Annotated in this window: 20 protein-coding genes; 14 read left to right on the top strand and 6 right to left on the bottom strand. The window is 38.9% G+C overall.

Annotation, left to right across the window (positions count from 1 at the left end):
• Positions 1–308 precede the first annotated feature (308 nt).
• The 4 genes from ACFQ3N_RS00530 to ACFQ3N_RS00515 are packed head-to-tail and all read left to right on the top strand — an operon-like array spanning position 309 to position 5,330.
• Positions 309–1,511 carry a M24 family metallopeptidase gene (locus ACFQ3N_RS00530; protein WP_390358530.1) on the top strand — a complete coding sequence of 401 codons (1,203 nt, stop codon included), beginning with the start codon at positions 309–311 and terminating at the stop codon, positions 1,509–1,511.
• 28 nt (positions 1,512–1,539) lie between these two features.
• Positions 1,540–2,517 (top strand): cyclodeaminase, encoded by a 978-nt coding sequence (locus ACFQ3N_RS00525; protein ID WP_390358528.1) that lies wholly within the window; start codon positions 1,540–1,542, stop codon positions 2,515–2,517.
• A 31-nt stretch (positions 2,518–2,548) separates the two neighbouring features.
• The gene (locus tag ACFQ3N_RS00520; RefSeq protein WP_390358527.1) at positions 2,549–3,997 is read left to right on the top strand and encodes an aldehyde dehydrogenase family protein; all 1,449 of its coding nucleotides are present in this window, start codon (positions 2,549–2,551) and stop codon (positions 3,995–3,997) included.
• Between the two features lie 13 nt (positions 3,998–4,010).
• Complete coding sequence (locus tag ACFQ3N_RS00515; protein WP_390358525.1) at positions 4,011–5,330, top strand: aminotransferase family protein; 1,320 nt, start codon at positions 4,011–4,013, stop codon at positions 5,328–5,330.
• Between the two features lie 101 nt (positions 5,331–5,431).
• Here the strand turns inward: ACFQ3N_RS00515 and ACFQ3N_RS00510 are convergent, their stop codons facing one another.
• Complete coding sequence (locus ACFQ3N_RS00510) at positions 5,432–6,778, bottom strand: YjiH family protein (protein WP_390358523.1); 1,347 nt, start codon at positions 6,776–6,778, stop codon at positions 5,432–5,434.
• 150 nt (positions 6,779–6,928) lie between these two features.
• Between ACFQ3N_RS00510 and ACFQ3N_RS00505 the strand changes: the two genes are divergently transcribed.
• The 5 genes from ACFQ3N_RS00505 to ACFQ3N_RS00485 all read left to right on the top strand — a co-directional run bounded on the left by ACFQ3N_RS00505 (position 6,929) and on the right by ACFQ3N_RS00485 (position 10,104).
• The gene (locus tag ACFQ3N_RS00505) at positions 6,929–8,581 is read left to right on the top strand and encodes an ABC1 kinase family protein (protein ID WP_390358737.1); all 1,653 of its coding nucleotides are present in this window, start codon (positions 6,929–6,931) and stop codon (positions 8,579–8,581) included.
• 11 nt (positions 8,582–8,592) lie between these two features.
• A complete protein-coding gene (locus ACFQ3N_RS00500; RefSeq protein WP_390358521.1) occupies positions 8,593–8,892 on the top strand; it encodes a phasin family protein in 300 nt (99 codons plus the stop codon).
• A 226-nt stretch (positions 8,893–9,118) separates the two neighbouring features.
• Positions 9,119–9,256, top strand: coding sequence for a hypothetical protein (locus tag ACFQ3N_RS00495; protein WP_390358520.1), 138 nt, complete (start codon positions 9,119–9,121; stop codon positions 9,254–9,256).
• A gap of 170 nt (positions 9,257–9,426) precedes the next feature.
• Positions 9,427–9,708, top strand: coding sequence for a YwdI family protein (locus tag ACFQ3N_RS00490; protein WP_390358518.1), 282 nt, complete (start codon positions 9,427–9,429; stop codon positions 9,706–9,708).
• Between the two features lie 27 nt (positions 9,709–9,735).
• Positions 9,736–10,104 carry a DUF423 domain-containing protein gene (locus tag ACFQ3N_RS00485; RefSeq protein ID WP_390358516.1) on the top strand — a complete coding sequence of 123 codons (369 nt, stop codon included), beginning with the start codon at positions 9,736–9,738 and terminating at the stop codon, positions 10,102–10,104.
• A 1,103-nt stretch (positions 10,105–11,207) separates the two neighbouring features.
• Here ACFQ3N_RS00485 and gerQ read toward each other — a convergent pair.
• Entirely contained in the window at positions 11,208–11,648 is a 441-nt protein-coding gene (gerQ, locus tag ACFQ3N_RS00480; RefSeq protein WP_390358514.1) for a spore coat protein GerQ, read from the bottom strand.
• Positions 11,649–12,062: 414 nt separating this feature from the next.
• Positions 12,063–12,812 carry a hydrogen peroxide-dependent heme synthase gene (gene hemQ / locus ACFQ3N_RS00475; RefSeq protein WP_390358512.1) on the bottom strand — a complete coding sequence of 250 codons (750 nt, stop codon included), beginning with the start codon at positions 12,810–12,812 and terminating at the stop codon, positions 12,063–12,065.
• A 208-nt stretch (positions 12,813–13,020) separates the two neighbouring features.
• Here hemQ and pta point away from each other — a divergent pair, with 208 nt between their 5' ends.
• On the top strand, positions 13,021–13,998 hold the full coding sequence (pta, locus tag ACFQ3N_RS00470) for a phosphate acetyltransferase (RefSeq protein ID WP_390358510.1): 978 nt from the start codon (positions 13,021–13,023) through the stop codon (positions 13,996–13,998).
• Between the two features lie 74 nt (positions 13,999–14,072).
• Here pta and ACFQ3N_RS00465 read toward each other — a convergent pair whose 3' ends face one another.
• Positions 14,073–14,924: a lipoate--protein ligase family protein gene (locus tag ACFQ3N_RS00465; protein WP_390358508.1), complete on the bottom strand. Its 852-nt coding sequence runs from the start codon at positions 14,922–14,924 to the stop codon at positions 14,073–14,075.
• Positions 14,925–15,009: 85 nt separating this feature from the next.
• Here ACFQ3N_RS00465 and ACFQ3N_RS00460 point away from each other — a divergent pair, with 85 nt between their 5' ends.
• The 3 genes from ACFQ3N_RS00460 (at position 15,010) to ACFQ3N_RS00450 (ending at position 17,520) form a co-directional block, all read left to right on the top strand.
• The gene (locus ACFQ3N_RS00460; protein ID WP_390358506.1) at positions 15,010–16,311 is read left to right on the top strand and encodes an HD domain-containing protein; all 1,302 of its coding nucleotides are present in this window, start codon (positions 15,010–15,012) and stop codon (positions 16,309–16,311) included.
• Positions 16,312–16,401: 90 nt separating this feature from the next.
• The gene (locus tag ACFQ3N_RS00455; protein ID WP_390358505.1) at positions 16,402–16,896 is read left to right on the top strand and encodes a YwgA family protein; all 495 of its coding nucleotides are present in this window, start codon (positions 16,402–16,404) and stop codon (positions 16,894–16,896) included.
• 102 nt (positions 16,897–16,998) lie between these two features.
• On the top strand, positions 16,999–17,520 hold the full coding sequence (locus ACFQ3N_RS00450) for a YwhD family protein (RefSeq protein WP_390358503.1): 522 nt from the start codon (positions 16,999–17,001) through the stop codon (positions 17,518–17,520).
• Between the two features lie 280 nt (positions 17,521–17,800).
• On the opposite strand, the gene ACFQ3N_RS00445 is transcribed toward ACFQ3N_RS00450, so the two are convergent.
• Complete coding sequence (locus ACFQ3N_RS00445; protein ID WP_390358501.1) at positions 17,801–18,106, bottom strand: hypothetical protein; 306 nt, start codon at positions 18,104–18,106, stop codon at positions 17,801–17,803.
• A gap of 27 nt (positions 18,107–18,133) precedes the next feature.
• A complete protein-coding gene (locus ACFQ3N_RS00440) occupies positions 18,134–20,191 on the bottom strand; it encodes a transglycosylase domain-containing protein (protein ID WP_390358499.1) in 2,058 nt (685 codons plus the stop codon).
• A 224-nt stretch (positions 20,192–20,415) separates the two neighbouring features.
• Between ACFQ3N_RS00440 and speE the strand changes: the two genes are divergently transcribed.
• Complete coding sequence (gene speE / locus ACFQ3N_RS00435; protein WP_390358497.1) at positions 20,416–21,243, top strand: polyamine aminopropyltransferase; 828 nt, start codon at positions 20,416–20,418, stop codon at positions 21,241–21,243.
• Positions 21,244–21,247: the final 4 nt, after the last annotated feature.

Genomic DNA, 21,247 nt, shown 5'->3' with positions numbered 1-21,247 from the left:
TAAGCAGATAAGAGAGTATAAAACTTTCTCATCTGCATAAGTGCAACTAAGGCTTCCGCCATTAAGGCTTGGCGATAAGCCAAGTTTTCTAAAACCGCACCCCGAATCAAACCACACTTATCCATCTCCAAAATTCTTCATTCAGGCATAAAAATCATCACTTCTATACAAATTGTATAAACAATCCATTAAAAAGTTCATACATAATAGCAATTGTTTTAAGAATAAACAAAATATTATAATAAACATATAGAAAGGTAATTCATGTGGGGTGTTCCCCTATTAGAGAAGGAAGGTGTAGAACGTTGTTGTTTAGTCATTATGAATATCAAGAGTATCAGGAGCGTGTAGCTAAAACAAAAGAGAGTATGGCAAAAGAGGGGATAGAGGTATTACTTGTGACCAATCCATCCAATATGAATTATTTGTCAGGGTATGACGGGTGGAGTTTTTATGTTGATCAAATGGTAGTAATCATTATTGACGAGGATCAGCCACTTTGGATAGGAAGGTATCAGGATGCCAATGGAGCGAGGGCAACTACTTGGTTGGATCAAAACAATATTATTGCTTATCCAGATGACTATGTACAGTCAGACACAAAGCACCCAATGGAATTTATGGCAGATTTTTTGGCACAAATTGGGCAAGGTAATCGAAAATTTGGTGTGGAAATGGAAGCGTATTATTTCACAGCAAGGTCCTATGAAAAGCTAAAGACTAGACTTCCAAATGCACATTTTAAGGATGCTAGTTTATTAGTAAATTATATCCGTATTATCAAATCAGATGCTGAAATCGAGAATATGAAAAAAGCTGCAGCGATTGTAGATAAGGCGATGCTTACAGCGACGAATGCTATTCATGTTGGTGCAAGACAATGTGATGCTATCGCAGCGATCTATTATGACTTGATAACGGGTACCAAAGATTTTGGTGGTGATTATCCAGCAATTGTTCCACTCCTGCCTACTGGAGAAAGAACATCGGCACCGCATTTAACGTGGACGGACCAAACGTTTAAAACTGGAGAATTGGTCATTATCGAAATTGCTGGTTGTTATAAACGGTATCATGCTCCGTTAGCACGTACAGTTTCATTAGGTAATCCCACTAATGAAGTGAAGGAAATATCGAAAGTTGTGGTCGAAGGACTAAACACAGCACTAGATATTGTAAAACCTGGTGTAACGTGTGAAGAAATAGAAGCAGCTTGGCGAAACGTAATTTCCAAACATGGAATCGAAAAAGAAGCCCGTTTAGGTTATTCCATGGGACTAAGTTATCCACCCGATTGGGGAGAGCACACAGCAAGTATCCGAAAAGGTGATAAGACCATCTTACAGCCGAACATGACGTTTCATCTTATTCCGGGCTTATGGTTTGATCAATATGGAATCGAAATTAGTGAATCCTTCCGTGTTACAAATTCAGGGTGTGAAATACTAACAAACTTCTCAAGAGAGTTGATCGTAAAAGGGGATATAGATTTTGAAACGGTAATCAGTTAAGAAAACGAAAGGGGGGGAGATTCACTTGTTGATTTTCAACCAAGCGGAAATAAAAGAGCTTGTTGGTATTAACGATGAGACGATCACAGTAGTAGAAAAAGCATTTACGGATTTGGCTACGAAATCAGTTGTAATGCCACCAATTATGCGAGTTGATATACCTGAATATAACGGGGAAGTTGATGTTAAAACAGCTTATATTCCTGGTTCGGAGCTTTTTGCATTAAAGGTATCTTCTGGTTTTTTTGATAATTTCAAGCTGGGATTACCGAGTGCCAATGGGTTGATGATGCTAATAAGTTCCGTCACAGGAGAGCCAAAAGCACTGCTTCTTGATAATGGTTATTTAACAGATATACGAACAGCAGCAGCCGGAGCTGTAGCTGCAAAGTATTTGGCAAATGATACGATCTATACTGCTGGGGTCATTGGAGCGGGAGCACAAGCAAGGTATCAAATTAAAGCACTTCATAAAGTCAGGGATTTTAAAGAAGTTATCGTTTATGGTCCTACAGAATCTAGAGTTATTGCCTTTAAACAGGAAATGGAACGTGATCTTGATGTAAACGTGCATATAGCAACAAACCCAGAGCACGTGGTAGCACTAAGTGAGGTAGTTATTACGACAACACCAGCAACAAGTCCAGTCATTCAAGAAGCGTGGCTTCACCCAGGTGTTCACATAACGGCAATGGGATCAGATGCAGAACACAAACAAGAGCTTGAAGCTTCCATTTTGAAAAGAGCAGATATATACGTAAGTGATGTGAAAACACAGTGTTTACGACTCGGCGAATTACGATCAGCTGTTGAAGAAGGTCTATTTTCCAAAGAGACGGATGTAATCGAACTCGGCGAGCTTACCTCTGGAAAAAAAACCGGAAGAACAGATAGTTCTGAAATAACGGTAGCGGATTTAACGGGAACAGGAGCACAGGATACAGCAATTGCAGTATATGCTTTAAATCAGCTGAGACGAAAGCAAGAAATTTACGTAAAGGAGTAAAACAGTGTGCTAAAGAAAGGTGTGAAAATGTATGAAAACAAAAGTGCTAGGTAAAAAGATGTTAATCGGCGGGAACTGGGAGGATAGAGAAGACATAATTGACGTACTCGACCCCCAAGACCAAACAGTAATTAGCACGGTACCGCGTGCAACAGCAGAAGATATGCTTTTTGCAATTGAAGAAGCGAAAGAAGGCACGATCATTGCGGCTAACATGCCTGTTCATGAAAGAATCCGCATATTAAATACAGCCGCAGATTATGTGAATTCCCATAAAGAAAAGTATGCAACCATGATTGCAAGAGAAGGTAGCAAAACGATTAATGAGGCAACAAGCGAGGTATCAAGATGTATACAAACACTTCGGATTTCTGCTGAGGAAGCAAGACGGATTAACGGTGAAACGATACCATTTGATCAAATGCCAGGTCATGAGAATCGAATCGGATACTACTACCGGTTTCCGATCGGAGTAATTGGTGCGATCACGCCATTTAATGACCCATTAAATTTGGTTGCCCATAAGATTGGCCCTGCGATCGCTTCAGGGAATGCGATTGTTGTGAAGCCTTCCTCGTTAACACCGATAAGTGCCATTCTTTTAGCAGAAGCCTTTGTTGCTGCTGGTCTACCGGAAAAAGTATTATCTATCATTACAGGAAGCGGAAGTGAGATCGGAGAAGTGTTAGTGACACATCCAGCTGTCCGAATGGTTTCCTTTACGGGAGGACTGCCAACAGGAGAAAAAATAGCTCATCAGGCTGGCTTGAAAAAGATAAACATGGAGCTCGGATCCAATTCCCCTGCCATTGTTTTGCGTGATGCTTGTTTGGACGAAGCGGCTAGTGCGTGTGTATCTGGTGCCTTCTCAGCTGCAGGACAAAATTGTATCGGTGTTCAACGGATCTATATCGAAGAATCCGTCTTCGAAACCTTTCAAAGGTCTTTTGTGGATAAAACAAAGCAATATAAAGTGGGTGATAAACGGATTCCATCAACAGATATGGGACCATTAATCAGTGTGAAGGAAGCAAAAAGAGTTGAGGAATGGGTAATGGAAGCTGTAAAAAAAGGAGCGACCATATTAACAGGTGGAACTAGGGACGGAGCTTTTTATTCACCTACCGTTTTAGTGAATGTTCCCCCAAACTGTCAAATTGCGCAGGAAGAAATTTTTGGACCAGTTGTTTTGTTGTATCAAATCAAGAATCTAAACGAAGGAATTGAGCGAGCGAATAATGTTGAGTACGGATTACAAGCAGGTATTTTCACAAACAATGTGGAGCATGCGTTTGAAGCAGCGAGACGTTTGGAAGTTGGTGGCCTAATGATCAACGATAGTAGTGACTACCGAATCGATGGTATGCCGTTTGGTGGTGTTAAAGGATCTGGAATTGGACGTGAAGGAATCAAATTTGCCATTCAGGAAATGACTGAACCGAAAGTGATTCAGTTTAACCTGAGGAAAAATATAATTTAAGGGGGAGATCCGTATGGAAACGGCAATATTTAAAAATGAACAACAAAAACATGAGGAGTTAAAAAGACTGGATAAGAAACACTTTCTGCATCCAACGTCATCTTTAAAACAACAACAAGAAGAAGGGCCAGCATTTATTTTCACAGAAGGAGAGGGCATCTATTTAAAAGATATACAAGGCAGAAAGCTGATGGACAGTTTATCATCACTTTGGAATGTAAATATTGGACATGGAAGAAAAGAGCTTGGAGAAGTAGCAATGCAACAGATGGGGACACTTGCCTTTAGTTCGGCGTTTTCTGCCTGGAGTCACGAACCTGTGATTCGTCTAGCAGCGAAAATTGCAGAGATGACGCCTGGTAATTTGAATACAACTTTTTTCACCTCAGGTGGTTCGGAAGCAAATGATACAGCATTTAAAACAGTGCGCCATTATTGGAAATTAAAAGGGCAACCTGAAAAAAAGAAGATTGTTTCTCGGAAAAAATCCTATCATGGTCTCGCAATGGGAGCAACAAGTGCAACAGGTCTTCAGCCATTTCGTGATTTTACCACTTCTCTGGCACAAGACTTCCATTATGTAGAAAGTACGGTAGAATCATTACGGCAGTTGATAGAAGAGCAAGGCGCTGACACAATTGCAGCATTTATTTCAGAACCGATTCAAGGCTCAGGTGGAGTAAACGTAGCACCAGTTGGGTATTTCCAGGAAGTTCGTCGTATTTGCGATGAAAATGATATTCTTTTCATAGCGGATGAAGTCATAACAGGATTTGGTAGGACTGGAAAAACGTTTGGTATGGATCATTACGACGTTGTACCAGACATCATGTGTATAGCCAAAGGTGTATCAAGTGGGTATGCTCCCCTTGGAGGTATGGTAATCTCCGAGGATATTCATCAAGAGTTAATTGATCTATCTGATGGGATATTTATGCACGGCTATACGTATAGTGGTCATCCAATGTGTTGCGCAGTTGCAATGAAAAACATTGAAATAATTGAGAGAGAAAACTTAATTGAAAATGTACGCGTAATGGGAGATCAAATGCTTCAAGGCTTCAACTGGCTGGAAAAAGAACATGATTTGGTTTGTAATGTCCGCGGATTAGGTCTACTCGGAGCAATTGGATTGCAAAGTAAAACTGAAGAACAGCTTGCACCAAAGGTTGTTAATGAAGCATTGAAAAGAGGACTTATCTGCAGGGCTGTCTTATATGACGGGCAAGATACACTAGCCTTTGCACCACCATTTATCATTAACAAACAGGAAATGGATGAAATGATTACGATCCTGCATGAATCATTGATAGCAGTGGAAAAAGATCTATAAAAAAACAGGCGGTGACTATTCCGCCTGTTTTTGAGTTTAGGAGTAAAAATAATATAACTAGGAAAGTGTATGCTTAACGATAAAATTAGCCACGTCCAAGATTAAAATATCATATGCGCAATGAAAACAATAATAGGTAATGTAATTAATGTACGCAATAAGAAAATAAGGATTAAATCTTTGAAAGAAACAGGGACTTTGGAACCTAATAACAGTCCCCCGACTTCCGACATGTAAATTAACTGGGTAACCGACAATGCGGCAATAATAAACCTGGTTATTTCAGATTCGATACTTGAACCGATGATTGCTGGTAAGAACATATCAGCAAATCCAACTAATATCGTTTCAGAAGCGGCAGCTGCATGTGGTACTTGCATGACTTCTAGTAACGGTACAAAAGGCAATCCAAGCCATGTAAATAAAGGAGTGTTTTCTGCGAGAATTAATGCAATTAACCCGAAAGCCATGACAACTGGTGCCACGCCCATCCACATATCTAAAATGTTTTGTCCACCTTGTTTGAAAAAGTTGTATACACTTGTTTCGTTTCTACTACGATCTATCGCATTTTTGTATCCGAATGTAAACGTGTTATAACCCTCAGGAATCTTTTCATTAATTCCTTCTGAGGTTTCTTTTATATACGTATCTGACTTTCGTGATAGAGGCGGAATTCTTGGCATAACTAATGCAGCAACAAACCCAGCTGTAAGGACTGTTAAGTAAAATGGAATGAACATATGTCCTAGCTCCATTTCCTGAATAACGACCAGTGTAAATGTAATGGAGACTACAGAGAATGTTGTACCTATAACTGCTGCTTCTCTTTTCGTGTAGTAACCACCTTCATATTGTTTACTTGTTAACAGTACCCCGATTGTTCCATCACCGATCCAGGATGCTAATGAATCAATGGATGAACGGCCGGGAAGCTTAAACAGTGGTCTCATAATTTTTGTCATTAATGTTCCAAACAACTCCAGTAATCCGAAGTTCATTAATAATGGCAAAAACAACCCGGCAAATAAAAAGACTGCAAATAATATGTGCAATAAATCCCCTAATAGAAACTGTCCGGTGTCAGGCCCATGCACTGCTTCTGGACCTAATTCGAAATAAACCATGATGGCAAAAATGGCTGCCACAACCCGAGTTGCAGCCCAAAAGTTGCTCACATGAAAAAGCTGATACCAAAAAGGAGTTTTATTAAAACTGTCACGACCTAATAGTTTTGCTAGTACAGTTATGATTGCTGTTATGACAATGATTGTCATCATAATGGCAGATAATTGATTGGCAAGTTTATCCTGTACCCAATTAGCCATAAGGGCAATGGGGATGGTTAAACCATTATCACTACTAACTGGAGTCATGAATAAGAAAATACCAATTAGTGAGGGGATAATAAAACGCAGGTGATCTGTTATGTTATATGAATTTTTCATGCTAACTCTCTCCTAAGATTAATAAGTTGCTTCTATTATAATAAATATATACATATATCCAAATATATTTCACATATAATAAAAGGATTGACCAAGCTTATCTATAATGTTTTCGAAATGACGTATGTTGGGTATTGGTTAGTAGGTGAGGTGTTTGGCTTGGAAAGAAAATTTAAATACAGTTTTATATATCGTTGTACAGTAATAGTATGGATGACTATAAAGTTTATTACACAAATATATATCTTTCATTTTAGGCATTCTGTTTGGGATGAACGAACCAGACTGAAGTGGGAATCATTGTTAATCAAACAGGCGAAAGAATACAGAGATAAAGCAATTATGCTAGGTGGAGTTCTTATAAAGGTAGGACAATTTTTAAGTACGCGAAACGATTTCATGCCAGAAGTATTTATTAGAGAACTTTCAGGTTTAGTAGATCGTGTACCGCCATCACCCTTTCCATATGCGAAGTCACTACTAGAAGAAGAATGGAATAGTGAATTAACAGATAAAGTTTCAGAAATAGGGGACAGTCCTGTTGCTTCCGCATCCATTGGCGAAGTGTACCGGGCCACATTAAAAGATGGATCCGATGTCGCAATTAAGATTCAACGCTACCGGATACAGGATATCTTTCATATGGATTTTCGGGCATTAAAGATCGTTTTTTGGATCATTTCAGTGTTTACATCATTTGGAAAAATTGCTGACTTGCATGCATTGTACCGCGAACTAGTTTACGTTATGGACAAAGAACTTAATTTTAAGAAAGAATTAGAATATGGAATCTATTTCAGGGATCGTTATAAGGATAATGAACGCATTCATGTTCCTTTCTATTTTAAACGTTTATGTACAAAAAAAGTTATGGTAATGGAGTGGGTTGAGGGAGCTAAAATAACCGACCTTCACTATATGAACAAACACCATATAAATGTAAAGCAAACGGCGAAAACTTTATTTGATTTTTACTTAGATCAATTTTTAAATGACGGTTTGTTTCATGCAGATCCACATGCAGGGAATATACTAGTACAGAAGAGTGGTTTAATTTCCATTATTGATTTCGGAATGGTAGGTGATGTCAGAAGACAGGATACACATTATTTTAAAAGAGTCATTCAAGGATTAATTATGGATGATTATGACAAGATAATGGAAACGTTAGATGAAATGAATTTTCTTTTACCGGGTGCAAATAAGAAAAAAGTAGAAAAAATGATTAAACAGACGGTCGATATGTATGAAAATGGATCATTTCAACAGATGGATGCAGAAACAATGGATCAGTTAAAAGAAGATATCCGTATCTTCATAAAGGATCAACCGATTCAGTTATCAGCTGATTATGCATATCTAGGTCGAGCCATGTCTATTATTCTTGGTGTTCTAATTCATTTATATCCAGAAATTGATATTGGAAAGTGGGCAAAACCAACTGTTAAGCAATGGCTTGGTGGTAAGGGAATCACTGACTCTATTTATAGTGAAATGGCAAAAGATACATTAAAACCAGTTTTATCTTACCCGCGAGCCATGTTAAATTGGTTAGAAAGAGGGGAAAAGGATAGACAATGGCAGAAAGAAAAGCACCAGTCCAGAACGATGCATCACTTTTATATACTGCTTGAAGGGATTATGTTTACGATGTTACTAATCGGTTCAGGATTTATGATGACTGTTAAGATTATGGCTATAGACATCAATGTAATAGTTGGCGTCAGTCTGCTAGCAGTGATTTCCTTCCTACTATTGATTGTGTTAATGAAGCATTATCGAATGATCAAATTTTTAAGATAGGGGTGTTTTTTATGAGTGATATTTTACGAAAAGGCTTTTTATTAGGATTAGGTGCAGCAGTAAGTGGAAAAGAAAGATTGGATAAAAAGCTGAAAGAATTAGTAGAAGAAAATGAGCTAACACAAGACCAGGCCAGATCAGTAATGCGCAGTTTTATGGAAAAAGGCCAATTGAAGACAGATGAATGGAGCGCGAAACAATACGAACAGACACAGAAGACGGCAAAGGATTTAGGTCTAGCAACAAAAGAAGACATTAATGAGCTACGTGCCCGAATTACAGAACTAGAAGAAAAACATGCGGATATATAAGTAACTACAACAGCCTCAGCTATTTGGGGCTGTTCACCAAAGTGAACGTCCACTTCCACTGTTCGCTCACTTTTGGTGTAAAAATAAGTTAAAAATTTTGTAGAAATTTAGCTGTTATCTGTAAATTTTGTAAATTGGTAATTTTATTATTGATTATCCCTACAAATAACGATACAATAAGGGTGGAAAATAGATAATGTCGTAGTTTAGGGGGAATTATAACGTTATGAAAAGCTTTCTACAATTGAGTAAGGAGACAGAAAAAAAGCTAGATAGACAATTGGAAAAAAAGGAACTAGTTTTTTTACAATGGGTTTATGAACGTTATAAGAGAGAACAGGAAATTGAAAAACTAAATGCCTGACAAACTCCCTAAAGTTTAGTATTGTTAAAAATAGTAGAGTTACATATATTTCTCATGAAAAGTCCTGTAGTTTCAGGGCTTTTTTAGTTGACTACTTAATTGCTATAAAAAGCTGTGATAGTCATGATATACTTGGTGAAGTTTAGAATGGATAGTTAGGAGTGATCGAGGTGGCAGTAGCAAATAAAACGATCATACAAAAAATGATTACGGAATTACAACAGGCACTTGAAAAAGATGAAAATCATACATCCATCACAAACCACATATCAAATGTACGTCTCTTGTGTGATTTAATGGTGGGAGAAAATTCTTCACAACTAAATAAAAGTGATCATATTACGAATGAAGAAATGAAGGCAATGATTAAGGGGTCACAGGGAGATAAGGCTGCATACAAACGTACGCTAGATGATGACTCTGCAAACGGAGATTCCATATTTGATTTTTAACTTCATAGAAATAAGAGGTGTTGAAAAATGAAACTATTTGTACTTTTTGGCATAATAAACGGATTTGTTGCTGTTGCATTAGGAGCTTTTGGTGCACATGGGCTCGAAGGAAAAATATCAGAAAAGGCGTTAGGAACGTGGGAAAAAGCAGTTAACTATCAAATGTTCCATACCATGGCATTACTGGTTACAGGTCTACTTCTAATTAAAGTACAAACAGGTGGTATGATGTGGGCCGGCTGGATGTTCTTTATTGGTATCATTCTGTTTTCTGGCAGCCTATATATTTATTCAACTAGTGGCATTAAAACCTTTGCCATGATTACGCCACTTGGTGGAGTTGCCTTTTTAATTGGCTGGGTGTTACTAGGATATACGGTTATGAAACATCTATAAGTAGAAGAGTAATGATGTCGTCAACAAAAATACCATAAGCGCTTTAATAAACTGCTTGCCGGCATGATGAGTCTGGTGCATATGATACTGGATTAGGGCGTCACAAAATAAACTAATTGCTAGCATATAAAAACAAAATATAATGAGTATTAAGAGGCCTTGAATTAATGCGAAAACGCCAATAACTATCATTAAAGCGATTGATAATAATTCCATTCGGATGAATTTTTCATATGGATGCCGCAAACTAATCCGCTCCTTCATTGAAAGCACCGTTAATACAAAAAGGCAGTTTTCGCATGCATTGTTGCTTTTTTATCAGATAAGAAAGTATAAAACTTTCCTATTTGCATAAGTGCAACTAGGCCATTCGCCATAAAGGCATGGCGAAGGCCAAGTTTTCTAATCTTTATAATTGATATAAAATGCGACGTAACTTGATGTGACGGTTAACCTACCGCTACGGAAATACACTTCGCTTTCACCCATCCGGGTACAAGTGCGACATCTGCTTCGTTTCACTGCGCAGTGTCTTCTACCCGTGGGGGGCTGATGAGCCTCCTCGAGCTAACGCTCTCTGGGGTCTATAGGCTAGGCCTCTGCTCCCACAGGATAGGAAAGCTACATAGCTAGACATCGCACGCAGAAAATCGGTTTGTATTTTCAAGAAGTTACGTGTATTTCCTCCGCTGTTATTTCCGTTACTGTCGTCGGACTGTATCTGTATTAATAAAACACCTTACCAGTTCGGGTGAGCGGAGGGCGGGCGGGGACTCCTGCGGGAACAGCACGTGACCGAAGACCCCGCTTAGATGCGCCTGCGTCTTCTAGTAACGCTTCGAAGTATGCTTCCTCAGCGCAAGGGAACGAAGAAGATGATTCAAGTAGTACCCTGGCTGAGGCCGTGCCCGCGGAAAGCATCCGTCCGTAGCGATCCCGGACGGCGGCAATAGAAATAAGCCTAAAGTTACGTCGCAGTCTATATCTATTCTCTCAAAAGTACCAATCCTTAAGAAAACAGCCTACAAAAAAGATGACACATAGAGGATGGATCGATAATCAAATCCTTTTGTGTCATCTTTTGCATCGTATTATTAAGGTTGTTAGCCATTGAAAGGATATTCGTAATTAAGCTCTTCATCAAATGTAATGTAATCTAAATACACCATGAGTAATAAATATCGCCTATTGGTTTGTGGGTCACTTAAAATAATATGATCTCGACCTGCTGCTTCTACAACACCTCTAAAAATCTTAGCATTCCATTGGGTATTGTTCTCGAAGGTCATATATACGGTTGCATGTTTACCTCTATTCAGCCTGAGGATATTTTCAATATACGATTGCTCCTCGGGCAGCATACCTTCTACGTCCTGACCTGGCGCTTGCATTTGCTGCATTGGAGTTTGAGGTTGCTGCTGTGTGTCTTGCCTCATATCATAGCCGGGATAAAATGCTGGAGATGCTTGTGGATAGTAATAGTAGGGGTATGTCTGGTATGGATACCCTTGTTGATTGTTAGAGTTGTTTTCATTTTCACTCATAATTAAACCTCCTGAAAAAATATTTTAAAAACATAAGGACACTCAGATACTTGAAGAACTACCAGTGTTACTGGAATTCTAAAAGGGCTTTTGAAGACCATATAAATAAGGTTTATATGTCGTGAAAATTTTCCAAAATCAGTCCCCACCCGGTTTAGCATCCTATTCGTCACTTCCGAGCTAAAAAAATTCACACCTATATCTGTATATGGTATAAGCCATAAAGTATACATCCCATATCTCTGTATATCTTTATGCTAGGTCTTTTAATCATGTGTATGAAAATATTAATTAGATTATTCCGATTCAAAAAGGTACATTTTTCTTAAACGAAAAACATGCTTTCTGCAATGGTTGCAAAAAGCATGTTTTATACTAAGGATGAAGCCTGTGAAAACATGGATGCTATAGTGTTTATACGTGTAAATATGCTGCGAAGTCTTCTCTTTTTAAATGATTACCAATGAAGAACTCGCCGAATTCCCCGTAACGAGAACTCACTTCGTCAAAGCGCATTTCATAAACAATTTTTTTCAATTGTAAAACGTCATGTGCAAATAATGTTACGCCCCACTCCCAATTGTCTAAACCAATCGAACCTGTGATGATTTGTTTGATCTTACCAGCATATTTACGACCTGTTTTACTGTGTTCATAAAGAAGTTTCCCACGTTCGTTTTTCTCTAATGTATACCAGTTTTCATTACCCATGCGACGTCTGTCCATGGGGTAAAAAGAAATGTAATCATATTTGGGAAGTATCGGTTTTAAACGTGCTTGTGTTTCTGGTAATGTCTCTGGGTCTACTCCGTCTTTTTGTGGCTGATATTTAGAAAGTTCCACAACAGATACATAGGAATGTGCAGGGAGTAAAAAGTCAGCAAATGCTGATTTATTAAATGTTGTTTCTAAATCTACTAACTCATCCATTGTAGGACGCAGGAACATGAACATTAAATCAGCCTTTTGTCCAATCACCTTATACATAACATGACTGCCGTTTTCTGCTTCTTCTACGGCTTCCCATTTAGTAAGTAAGTTATTAAATTCATCAATTGCTGCCTGTCTTTCTTCACTAGTTGCTAATTTCCATGAAGTCCAATCAATTGTACGCATATCATGCAAACAATACCAACCATCCATGGTTTCTACTGCTTCGACCATTCTATATCTCTCCTTCTTCTATTAGAAAAATATGCTCTAGCTGTTTTTACTATATCATAATTAGGGTACGATAATCATGAAACAAGGCTTTGGATTTATCATTGTCATAGGTCTGTCAAAATTAAATCTATCAACAGATGTAAATTCTTTAACCTAATACATGGATCATCTATTATTTAGGTATAGCTAAAATGGGAGGTTTTCATACATGAGTCAATTATTTAATGTTTTAAAAGAAAAGGTAGCACCCAAAAATAAATCCATCGTATTTCCAGAAGGTTTGGATGAACGAATTGTAACAGCGGCAAGTCAATTGGGAGTGGCTGGAATAATTACGCCCATATTAATTGGGGATAAAGCAGAAATTAAACAAAAAGCCGAGGAAACCGGTGTAGATGTATCTTCCTGTAAATTAACAGATCCTAAGGAATTTCCGGAATTTGATCTTATGGTAGAGACATTTATAGATCGGCGTAAAGGGAAAGTATCTAAAGAAGAAGCTGAAAAAATTTTATTGGATGAAAATTATTTCGGTACGATGCTTGTCTATATGAATCAAGCGGATGGCCTGGTGAGTGGTGCAGCTCATTCCACAGCTGACACAGTTCGCCCAGCACTTCAGATTATCAAAACCAAACAAGGTATTAAGAAAACATCAGGTGTATTTATTATGGTACGTGGAGACCAGAGATACGTATTTGCAGATTGTGCGATCAACATTTCTCCAGATAGTCAGGATTTAGCTGAAATTGCACTAGAAAGTGCTAATACAGCAGAGTTATTCGATGTCGATCCGCGAGTTGCTATGTTAAGTTTCTCAACAAAAGGATCTGCACAATCAGAAGAAACGGAGAAAATAGTTGACGCGATCAACATTGCTAAAGACAAGAATCCAGCACTAGTACTCGATGGTGAGTTTCAATTTGATGCTGCATTTGTTCCAAGTGTTGCAGCAAAAAAAGCACCAGATTCTGAGATACAAGGGGATGCGAATGTGTTTATATTCCCCAGTTTAGAAGCGGGTAATATTGGATACAAAATAGCACAGCGATTAGGCGGATTTGAGGCAGTTGGACCAATCCTGCAAGGTCTTAATCAACCAGTTAATGACTTGTCACGTGGATGCAGTACAGAGGATGTCTATAATTTAGCTTTAATCACAGCAGCACAGGCTGCGAGACAATAATAGAAGTATAATAAGAGCTTGCACAGGATCTTCGTAACTGCAAGCTCTTATTTTGCTCGTAACACAATCACGTTCTATTGCATTTCAGCAATTTTTTCATTCCGTTTTTTCATCTGATCCAGTCGTTTTTGAAACGTTTCTAATTCCTCACGTGTAAACGCAGGGGAAACAATAGATTCACTTAATTCCTCTAACGCGAATCTTACTCTTGATTTCATGTCATGTATTGTTATTTTCTCCTCCAACAACTCTGATAGAGATGCCATCGTTGTCGGGTCAACGACAGGATACGTAAATTTTGTTTCCTCGTTTTTTGTACTAATCTCATAAAATTCGCGAATCATAGAAGCTCGTTTTGCCCCATTCCCTTCGACATCGATATAAATTTGAATGGCAGCTCCGTCTTTGACTCGGCGCTGAGAAATACCAGCGAATTTTTTGCCGCCAATACTCAAATCGTAATCACCAGGGCAGTAAGAACCGACTATTTCATATGCCTCTATCTCACCTGTTAGATCTTGTAGCATATATTGGACAAAACTTACCATCGCTTCATAGCATTCCAGGATCGATATGTTCCTTACCCCAGGTAAGACGAGTGATATATTCAGAACACCTTCATCTAAAGCTACTGCTAACCCACCTGAATTACGAACAATCACCTGGTATCCTTGCTCAGTTAATAGCTGCACACCTTCTTCAATGTAAGGTAAACGCGCATCAGGAATGCCAAGTACGACTGTCTCAGGGTGAATCCATAACCGGACAGCAGGAGCAGAAGTGTTATCACTAACCGATAATGCTAATGTATCGTCTATAGCAAAAGATGATAGCGCGGTGTAGGCCTCATCATTAAAAACTTTTTCTTCTGCATGATCTATGTATCGAAACGTGTTATGACGTATTATTTCTTTCCAGCTTTTCATAGCAAACTCCTTAGGACTCTTTTATCATCTACCTATCTATTATATAATATAACAAAATCAACGAAAAGAAACGGGTTGGTAATTAATGGCATATAAAGATGAACAATTGAATGAAGAAAAGGTGTTTAAAGACCCAGTACATAGATATGTCCATGTAAAGGATCAAGCAATCTGGGATCTAATCGCCTCACCAGAATTTCAGCGATTACGTCGTATTAAGCAGCTTGGAACTACTTATTTAACATTTCACGGAGCAGAGCATAGTCGCTTTAATCATTCCTTAGGTGTGTATGAAATCGTCCGTCGGATCATTACCAATTTTCAGGGTCGTCCTCATTGGAATAACGAAGAACGATTACTATGTCTATGTGCTGCACTGTTGCACGACCTTGGACATGGGCCATTTTCGCATTCCTTTGAAAAAGTATTTAAACTGGATCATGAAGAATATACACAACAAATCGTTCTTGGAAACACGCACGTACATACCATTCTAGAACGTGTCGAACCAGGATTTTCGCAAAAAGTTGCGGATGTTATCGCCAAAACATACGCTGATAAATTAGTCGTAAGTTTAATTTCCAGCCAAATTGATGCAGATCGAATGGATTATTTACAACGTGATGCCTATTTCACAGGTGTCAGTTATGGACATTTTGATATGGAGCGAATTTTACGTGTCATGCGTCCAATGGAAGATCAAGTTGTTATTAAAGCAACAGGTATGCATGCCGTGGAAGACTATATAATGAGCCGTTATCAAATGTATTGGCAAGTTTACTTTCATCCCGTAACCCGGAGTGCTGAAGTGATTTTATCAAAAATACTGCACCGTGCTAAGTATTTATTTGAAAATAACTATACATTTAAGCTTAAGCCAACACATTTTATTTCCTTTTTTACAGGAAATGCCAGTTTGGAGGAGTACTTAAAGCTTGATGAGGGAATTGTGTCGTATTACTTCCAATTATGGCAAGAGGAAGATGATTTCATTATAAGTGATTTATCTGAACGGTTTATGAATCGCCGTCTGTTTAAATATACAGAGTTCAATCCAAACCAGCAAATGAATGATTGGATGGAGCTTTATCGACTGTTTCAGGAGGCTGAAATTGATCCTGAATATTATCTTGTTGTCGATTCCTCATCTGATTTGCCCTATGACTTTTATCGACCTGGGGAAGAGGAGGAGCGCCTGCCAATCCATTTAGTAATGCCAAATGACGATTTGAAGGAGCTCTCCAGAAATTCGGATATTGTAGAAGCCATTTCAGGAAAAAAACGTACAGATCATAAATTATATTTTCCGATAGACTTAATAGACAACCTCGATGATGAAAATTTGAAAAAGAAAATCAAAGCTATCTTGGCAGATAAGAAAGTATAAAACTTTCTCATCTGCATAAGTGCAACTAAGGCTGCCGCCATTAAGGCTTGGCGATAAGCCAAGTTTTCTAATATCAAGGAGATGTGAACGATGCTGAATAATCACACAAAACTAATGCAGTTTTTTTCAGTGGCGAAGGAAGTAACAGGACGGAAAAAGCTACAAAAAATGATTTATATTTTACAAAAATGCGATGTCCCATTTGAAGAAAAATATCAATTTCATGTTTACGGCCCCTATTCTGAGGAACTAACGCTACGAATGGAAGAGCTATGTAACTTAGGATTTGTTCATGAAGAAAAAGAAGAGAAAAGTAATTATCATCAATATCATTACCAGATTACCAAAGATGGTCACGAGTTTTTAAGCCAATTCGCTATGGAAATGCCAGATATGAGTGAACGAATAGGACTTTTAAATAATCAGAGCTCACGATTTCTTGAACTGGTCTCGACGATGCTTTATTTCGATGACCTACCACACAATAACATGAATGAAAAAATCAATACGGTTAAACCTAAGCAAAACTTCAGCAATGAAGAAGTAGACGAAGCATGGGAATTTATAAGTAAGTTAAAGCATTAATCTCGAACCTAATGGAGATTTCATCATATACATAGTAGATATGTGAAAATCCCCAATCACCTATGCTACAATGGGAACAATAGAAAGAAGGAGGGTTCCTGGATGAGTTCAGATCAATCTTCGAATAAAAAGAAGAGTAATGCTTTTACCATATTAAAAGATGATTCCACCGATGGCCATGGCGGTTACGGTGCAGGTACAATAAGTTTAGAAAATATGTCTCCAGTAATAGTTGACCCAAATGAAGATAGAGCATTTGTTGATATGGGAGCAATGCATGCACGCAGTGAAATAGAACGACGTGTAAAAATCCTTCCAAATCGTGATGAAGTACCAAATGGCTTGCTTTACTGGATTGTTTGGGTAAACGTAGGACGGGGAGAAAACGGACCATACTATGAAGGTGTAGCAGGCAGTGAAATTCGCGTCGATCGCTCCATTAAACGCGCATACAAGTCCATGCCACAACACGTTACCCATATGGATAAATCATTAAAAGGAAAAATTATTCTAGACCATATGGATGACCATTCCAAAAAATTACTCAAAGACTTCCTTGTCGATTTCAACGAGGAAATGTGGAATAATTCTACTGATGAGTTAAAGCAAGTACTTTCTGAGTAAAATAATTTAAATTTGAACAAAATGTGTCAGAATGATGAATAATTAGCTAAACGATTGTACTTTGTAATAGAAATTTGTAAAATGTGAATACATGGGCTACTCATGTATTGCTAGGACAAAAAAGAAGCCGACTCACTAAGTAAGCTGGACACTTATTTAGGAGTCGGCTTCTTTATGTAGTAAGCTAAGTGGCAGAAAACAAGTGACTCGCGCGGCACCAGCGGAAACCCGCGCGGCAACAGCACAAACTCGCGCGGCACCAGCGGAAACTCGCGCGCGATCACCACAAACTCACGCGGCAACAGCGGAAACCCGCGCGGCAACAGCGCCAACTCGCGCGCGCCCAACACAAACTCGCACGCCACCAGCCGAAACTCGCGCGGCACCAGCCGAACTCGCGCAGCACCAACACAAACTCGCGCAGCACCAGCACAAACTCGCGCGGCAACAGCACAAACCCGCGCGGCACCAGCCGAAACTCGCGCGGCACCAGCGGAAACTCGCGCGGCACCAGCACAAGCTCGCGCGGCAACAGCGCCAACTCGCGCGCCATCACCACAAACCCGCGAAACCCGCGCGCGATCACTCACACCCCGCCTCCATCGAAATCAATCTAAAAAAACACGTCAAACCACTTTTTAAAGATTCCTCCATCACTTTCCTTCTCAGAATCACGTCCGCGTTCCATAATGTCATCTCGTTCCTCACCATGGTAATGATCGGAACAATAGCTCATCGGTTCGCTTCCTTTTTCAAAATACATGACGCGACTCGTGTCACAATATGGAGTTGCCCGTTTTCCTGTTGTCGGATCAATTGGTAAACCGGTAACCCCACTTGGAACATCAAATGTCGAAAAGGGGAGACCTTGATGAGCTGCCTCCATGTAGGTAGCCCATACATCCTTTGCGTAGGTGGTTTCTTTGACTTTCTCAATCGGGCGGTTATCGTCGTAACCTGTCCAGACTCCTGTAACCACTTCTGGACTAAATCCGATCATCCAACTATCCGAATCAGTAGTACCAGACTTCCCAGCATACGTCCGCGTAATATTATTGGCGATTGAAGATCCGGTCACTGCCATATACCCATCTAGTGCACGATCAAACATTCCTGTCATTAAATGTGACAATATAAAAGCAGTTGTTGGTTTTAGTACTTGTTTTTGGTCGTCTACATCTTTTTCATAAACGGTGTTATCTTGTCGATCAACGATTTTTTCAATCGTGAATCCGTTGATTTCATACCCTCCATTTGCAAGTCTTCCGTAACCTGCAACCATATCCTTTAATGTCACGGTGGCTGTCCCTAATGCGAGTGATGGGACTGCAGGTAAATAACTATCAATACCAAAGGAACGAGCTGTATCGACCAATTGTTCCGCGCCTAAAAAGAGATTTGTTTTCACTGCATATATATTATCCGACAAAGCGAGTGCTTGGGCTAAGGTAATCAAGTCATCTGCATAGTAATTATTAAAATTAGCTGGCTTATATACTTTTCCGTCTGACAGCTCAAAAGCAGTTGGTTTACTCATTAATTGGGTGCTTGGTGTGTATCCGTTTGATAATGCAGCATAATACAAAAAGGGTTTGAAGGCAGACCCGGGCATCCGTTCAGCCCAAATTGCCCGGTTATACTGACTTTGTTCATAATCCCGTCCTCCAGCTAATGCCTGAATGGCTCCTGTGTGAGGATTCATTGAAATAGCACCCACTTCAATGTCACTAGTAGGGTGGATTACCGTATTAATTTTATCCATCAGCTCATCTTGCAAGTCTACATCTAACGTTGTGTGAATGTGGTATCCACCTGAACGAACGGTTTCTGAATCAAGATCTAATATGTTGGATGCCTCCAGCAAAACATAATCCTGAAAATAGGGGGCAATTTCATGTTCTTGTTCATTTTTTTGTTCGTTGAATGCGAGTTGTTCTCTTTTAGCTAAGTAATGATTTTCTTCTGTAATCATCTCGTTGTCTAGCATCGCATTTAAAATCAGATGCTGCCTCGTTTTTGCACGTTGGCTATCATTAAATGGGGAGTAATAGGTCGGTCCCTTGGGAATACCTGCTAACATAGCTGCTTCTGCAAGAGTTAAATCAATAGCTGATTCATCAAAAAAATACCTGCTGGCAGCCTCCACCCCATATGCTCCATGACCATAATATATCGTATTTAAATAGCCTTCTAAAATTTCATCCTTCGAGTAATACATTTCCAGGCGAACGGTGTAGAAAGCTTCTTTTAGTTTTCGAGTCCATGTTTTCTCATGTGTTAAATATAGATTTCGTGCATATTGCTGTGTAAGTGTACTTGCCCCTTCTTTTAAGGAGAAATTTTTAAAATCGGATAGAGCAGCACCTAGTATGCGTTTAAAATCAAAACCATTATGATCATAAAAATGCTGATCCTCTATAGCTAATGTTGCATCCATAAATGAAGATGGTATTTCATCGAGACTTAACCAGTACCTGTTCTCCACACCACGTTCTTCACCAATAACTTCCCCGGAATTACTGTGGTATATCGTATTTTGGTCATTAACTAATTGTGGTGGACCAAGGAGAAAGCTGAACAAATAAACACTAATAACAAGGGTAAAACATAGCGTGATCCCTGCTATACTGGCAATTAGAAATTTTTTTTGAAATATGCGCTTTCGTGCCATGTTTTTAGCTCCCATTTTTTAAGAGTACATTATTTTCATTATGGGAAAATATACGTATAAATAAACTAAGTATGTCGAAAAGCTTGATTTTTTATCGAACTTCTTTATAATTCTATTGATTCAGTTGAAAAATCAAAAGCGCAAGCGCCTTGAATGGCTCGGTTTAAACTGCGCTTTCCATAGCTAAAATCAAACTATATTTCTACATAAAAGGAGTTGTTCCAATGGGTATTTGGTTTACGGAAAAGCAAACAGCTAATTTTGGAATTACGGCAAAAATAAAACAAACACTTGCAACAGTTAAAACCGATTTTCAGGAGCTTGAGATGATCCAAACCGAGGAATGGGGAAACATGCTTGTGCTAGATGACATGGTAATGACAACCGAAAAGGATGAGTTCGTCTACCATGAAATGGTTGCACATGTTCCGTTGTTTACTCACCCTAATCCGAAAAAAGTACTGGTAGTTGGCGGGGGCGATGGTGGTGTTATTCGCGAAGTACTCAAGCACAAATCAGTAGAGAAAGCAACACTTGTAGAAGTTGATGGAAAGGTACTGGAGTACTCAAAAAAGTATTTACCAACTATTGCTGGGGCACTGGATGATGATCGTGTGGAGGTTAAAGTAGACGATGGCTTTATGTACATTGCCAATAGTAAACGGGAATTTGACGTCATTCTAGTAGATTCCACTGAACCAGTAGGTCCCGCTGTCAGTTTGTTTACCCAAGGGTTTTATACAGGGATTCATAAAGCATTAAAAGATGATGGCATATTTGTGGCTCAAACAGATAATCCTTGGTTTAAAGCGGATTTAATTCGTCAGGTTTATAACGATGTAGGGGAAATCTTTTCTGTAACGACACTATATACTGCCAACATTCCAACCTATCCAAGTGGCTTGTGGACTTTTACAATGGGAAGTAAAATTCATCATCCATTAAAGGTGAAAAAAGAACGTTTCACAGACATAGAGACGAACTATTATACGTCAGAACTTCACTATGCTTGCTTTGCATTACCGAAATTTGTGAAGGATTTGACTGAGTAAACGA

Source organism: Virgibacillus byunsanensis, assembly GCF_042675965.1.
Lineage (GTDB): Bacteria > Bacillota > Bacilli > Bacillales > Amphibacillaceae > Virgibacillus_R > Virgibacillus_R byunsanensis.
This window is presented reverse-complemented; position numbering and strand designations above follow the sequence as displayed.

Excerpts from the sequence above, each read along its gene's own strand:
- ACFQ3N_RS00520 (WP_390358527.1), top strand. The coding sequence starts at position 2,549 with ATGAAAACAAAAGTGCTAGGTAAAAAGATGTTAATCGGCGGGAACTGG.
- ACFQ3N_RS00515 (WP_390358525.1), top strand. The coding sequence starts at position 4,011 with ATGGAAACGGCAATATTTAAAAATGAACAACAAAAACATGAGGAGTTA.
- ACFQ3N_RS00510 (WP_390358523.1), bottom strand. The coding sequence starts at position 6,778 with ATGAAAAATTCATATAACATAACAGATCACCTGCGTTTTATTATCCCC.
- ACFQ3N_RS00500 (WP_390358521.1), top strand. The coding sequence starts at position 8,593 with ATGAGTGATATTTTACGAAAAGGCTTTTTATTAGGATTAGGTGCAGCA.
- ACFQ3N_RS00495 (WP_390358520.1), top strand. The coding sequence starts at position 9,119 with ATGAAAAGCTTTCTACAATTGAGTAAGGAGACAGAAAAAAAGCTAGAT.
- ACFQ3N_RS00485 (WP_390358516.1), top strand. The coding sequence starts at position 9,736 with ATGAAACTATTTGTACTTTTTGGCATAATAAACGGATTTGTTGCTGTT.
- gerQ (WP_390358514.1), bottom strand. The coding sequence starts at position 11,648 with ATGAGTGAAAATGAAAACAACTCTAACAATCAACAAGGGTATCCATAC.
- hemQ (WP_390358512.1), bottom strand. The coding sequence starts at position 12,812 with ATGGTCGAAGCAGTAGAAACCATGGATGGTTGGTATTGTTTGCATGAT.
- pta (WP_390358510.1), top strand. The coding sequence starts at position 13,021 with ATGAGTCAATTATTTAATGTTTTAAAAGAAAAGGTAGCACCCAAAAAT.
- ACFQ3N_RS00465 (WP_390358508.1), bottom strand. The coding sequence starts at position 14,924 with ATGAAAAGCTGGAAAGAAATAATACGTCATAACACGTTTCGATACATA.
- ACFQ3N_RS00460 (WP_390358506.1), top strand. The coding sequence starts at position 15,010 with ATGGCATATAAAGATGAACAATTGAATGAAGAAAAGGTGTTTAAAGAC.
- ACFQ3N_RS00455 (WP_390358505.1), top strand. The coding sequence starts at position 16,402 with ATGCTGAATAATCACACAAAACTAATGCAGTTTTTTTCAGTGGCGAAG.
- ACFQ3N_RS00450 (WP_390358503.1), top strand. The coding sequence starts at position 16,999 with ATGAGTTCAGATCAATCTTCGAATAAAAAGAAGAGTAATGCTTTTACC.
- ACFQ3N_RS00440 (WP_390358499.1), bottom strand. The coding sequence starts at position 20,191 with ATGGCACGAAAGCGCATATTTCAAAAAAAATTTCTAATTGCCAGTATA.
- speE (WP_390358497.1), top strand. The coding sequence starts at position 20,416 with ATGGGTATTTGGTTTACGGAAAAGCAAACAGCTAATTTTGGAATTACG.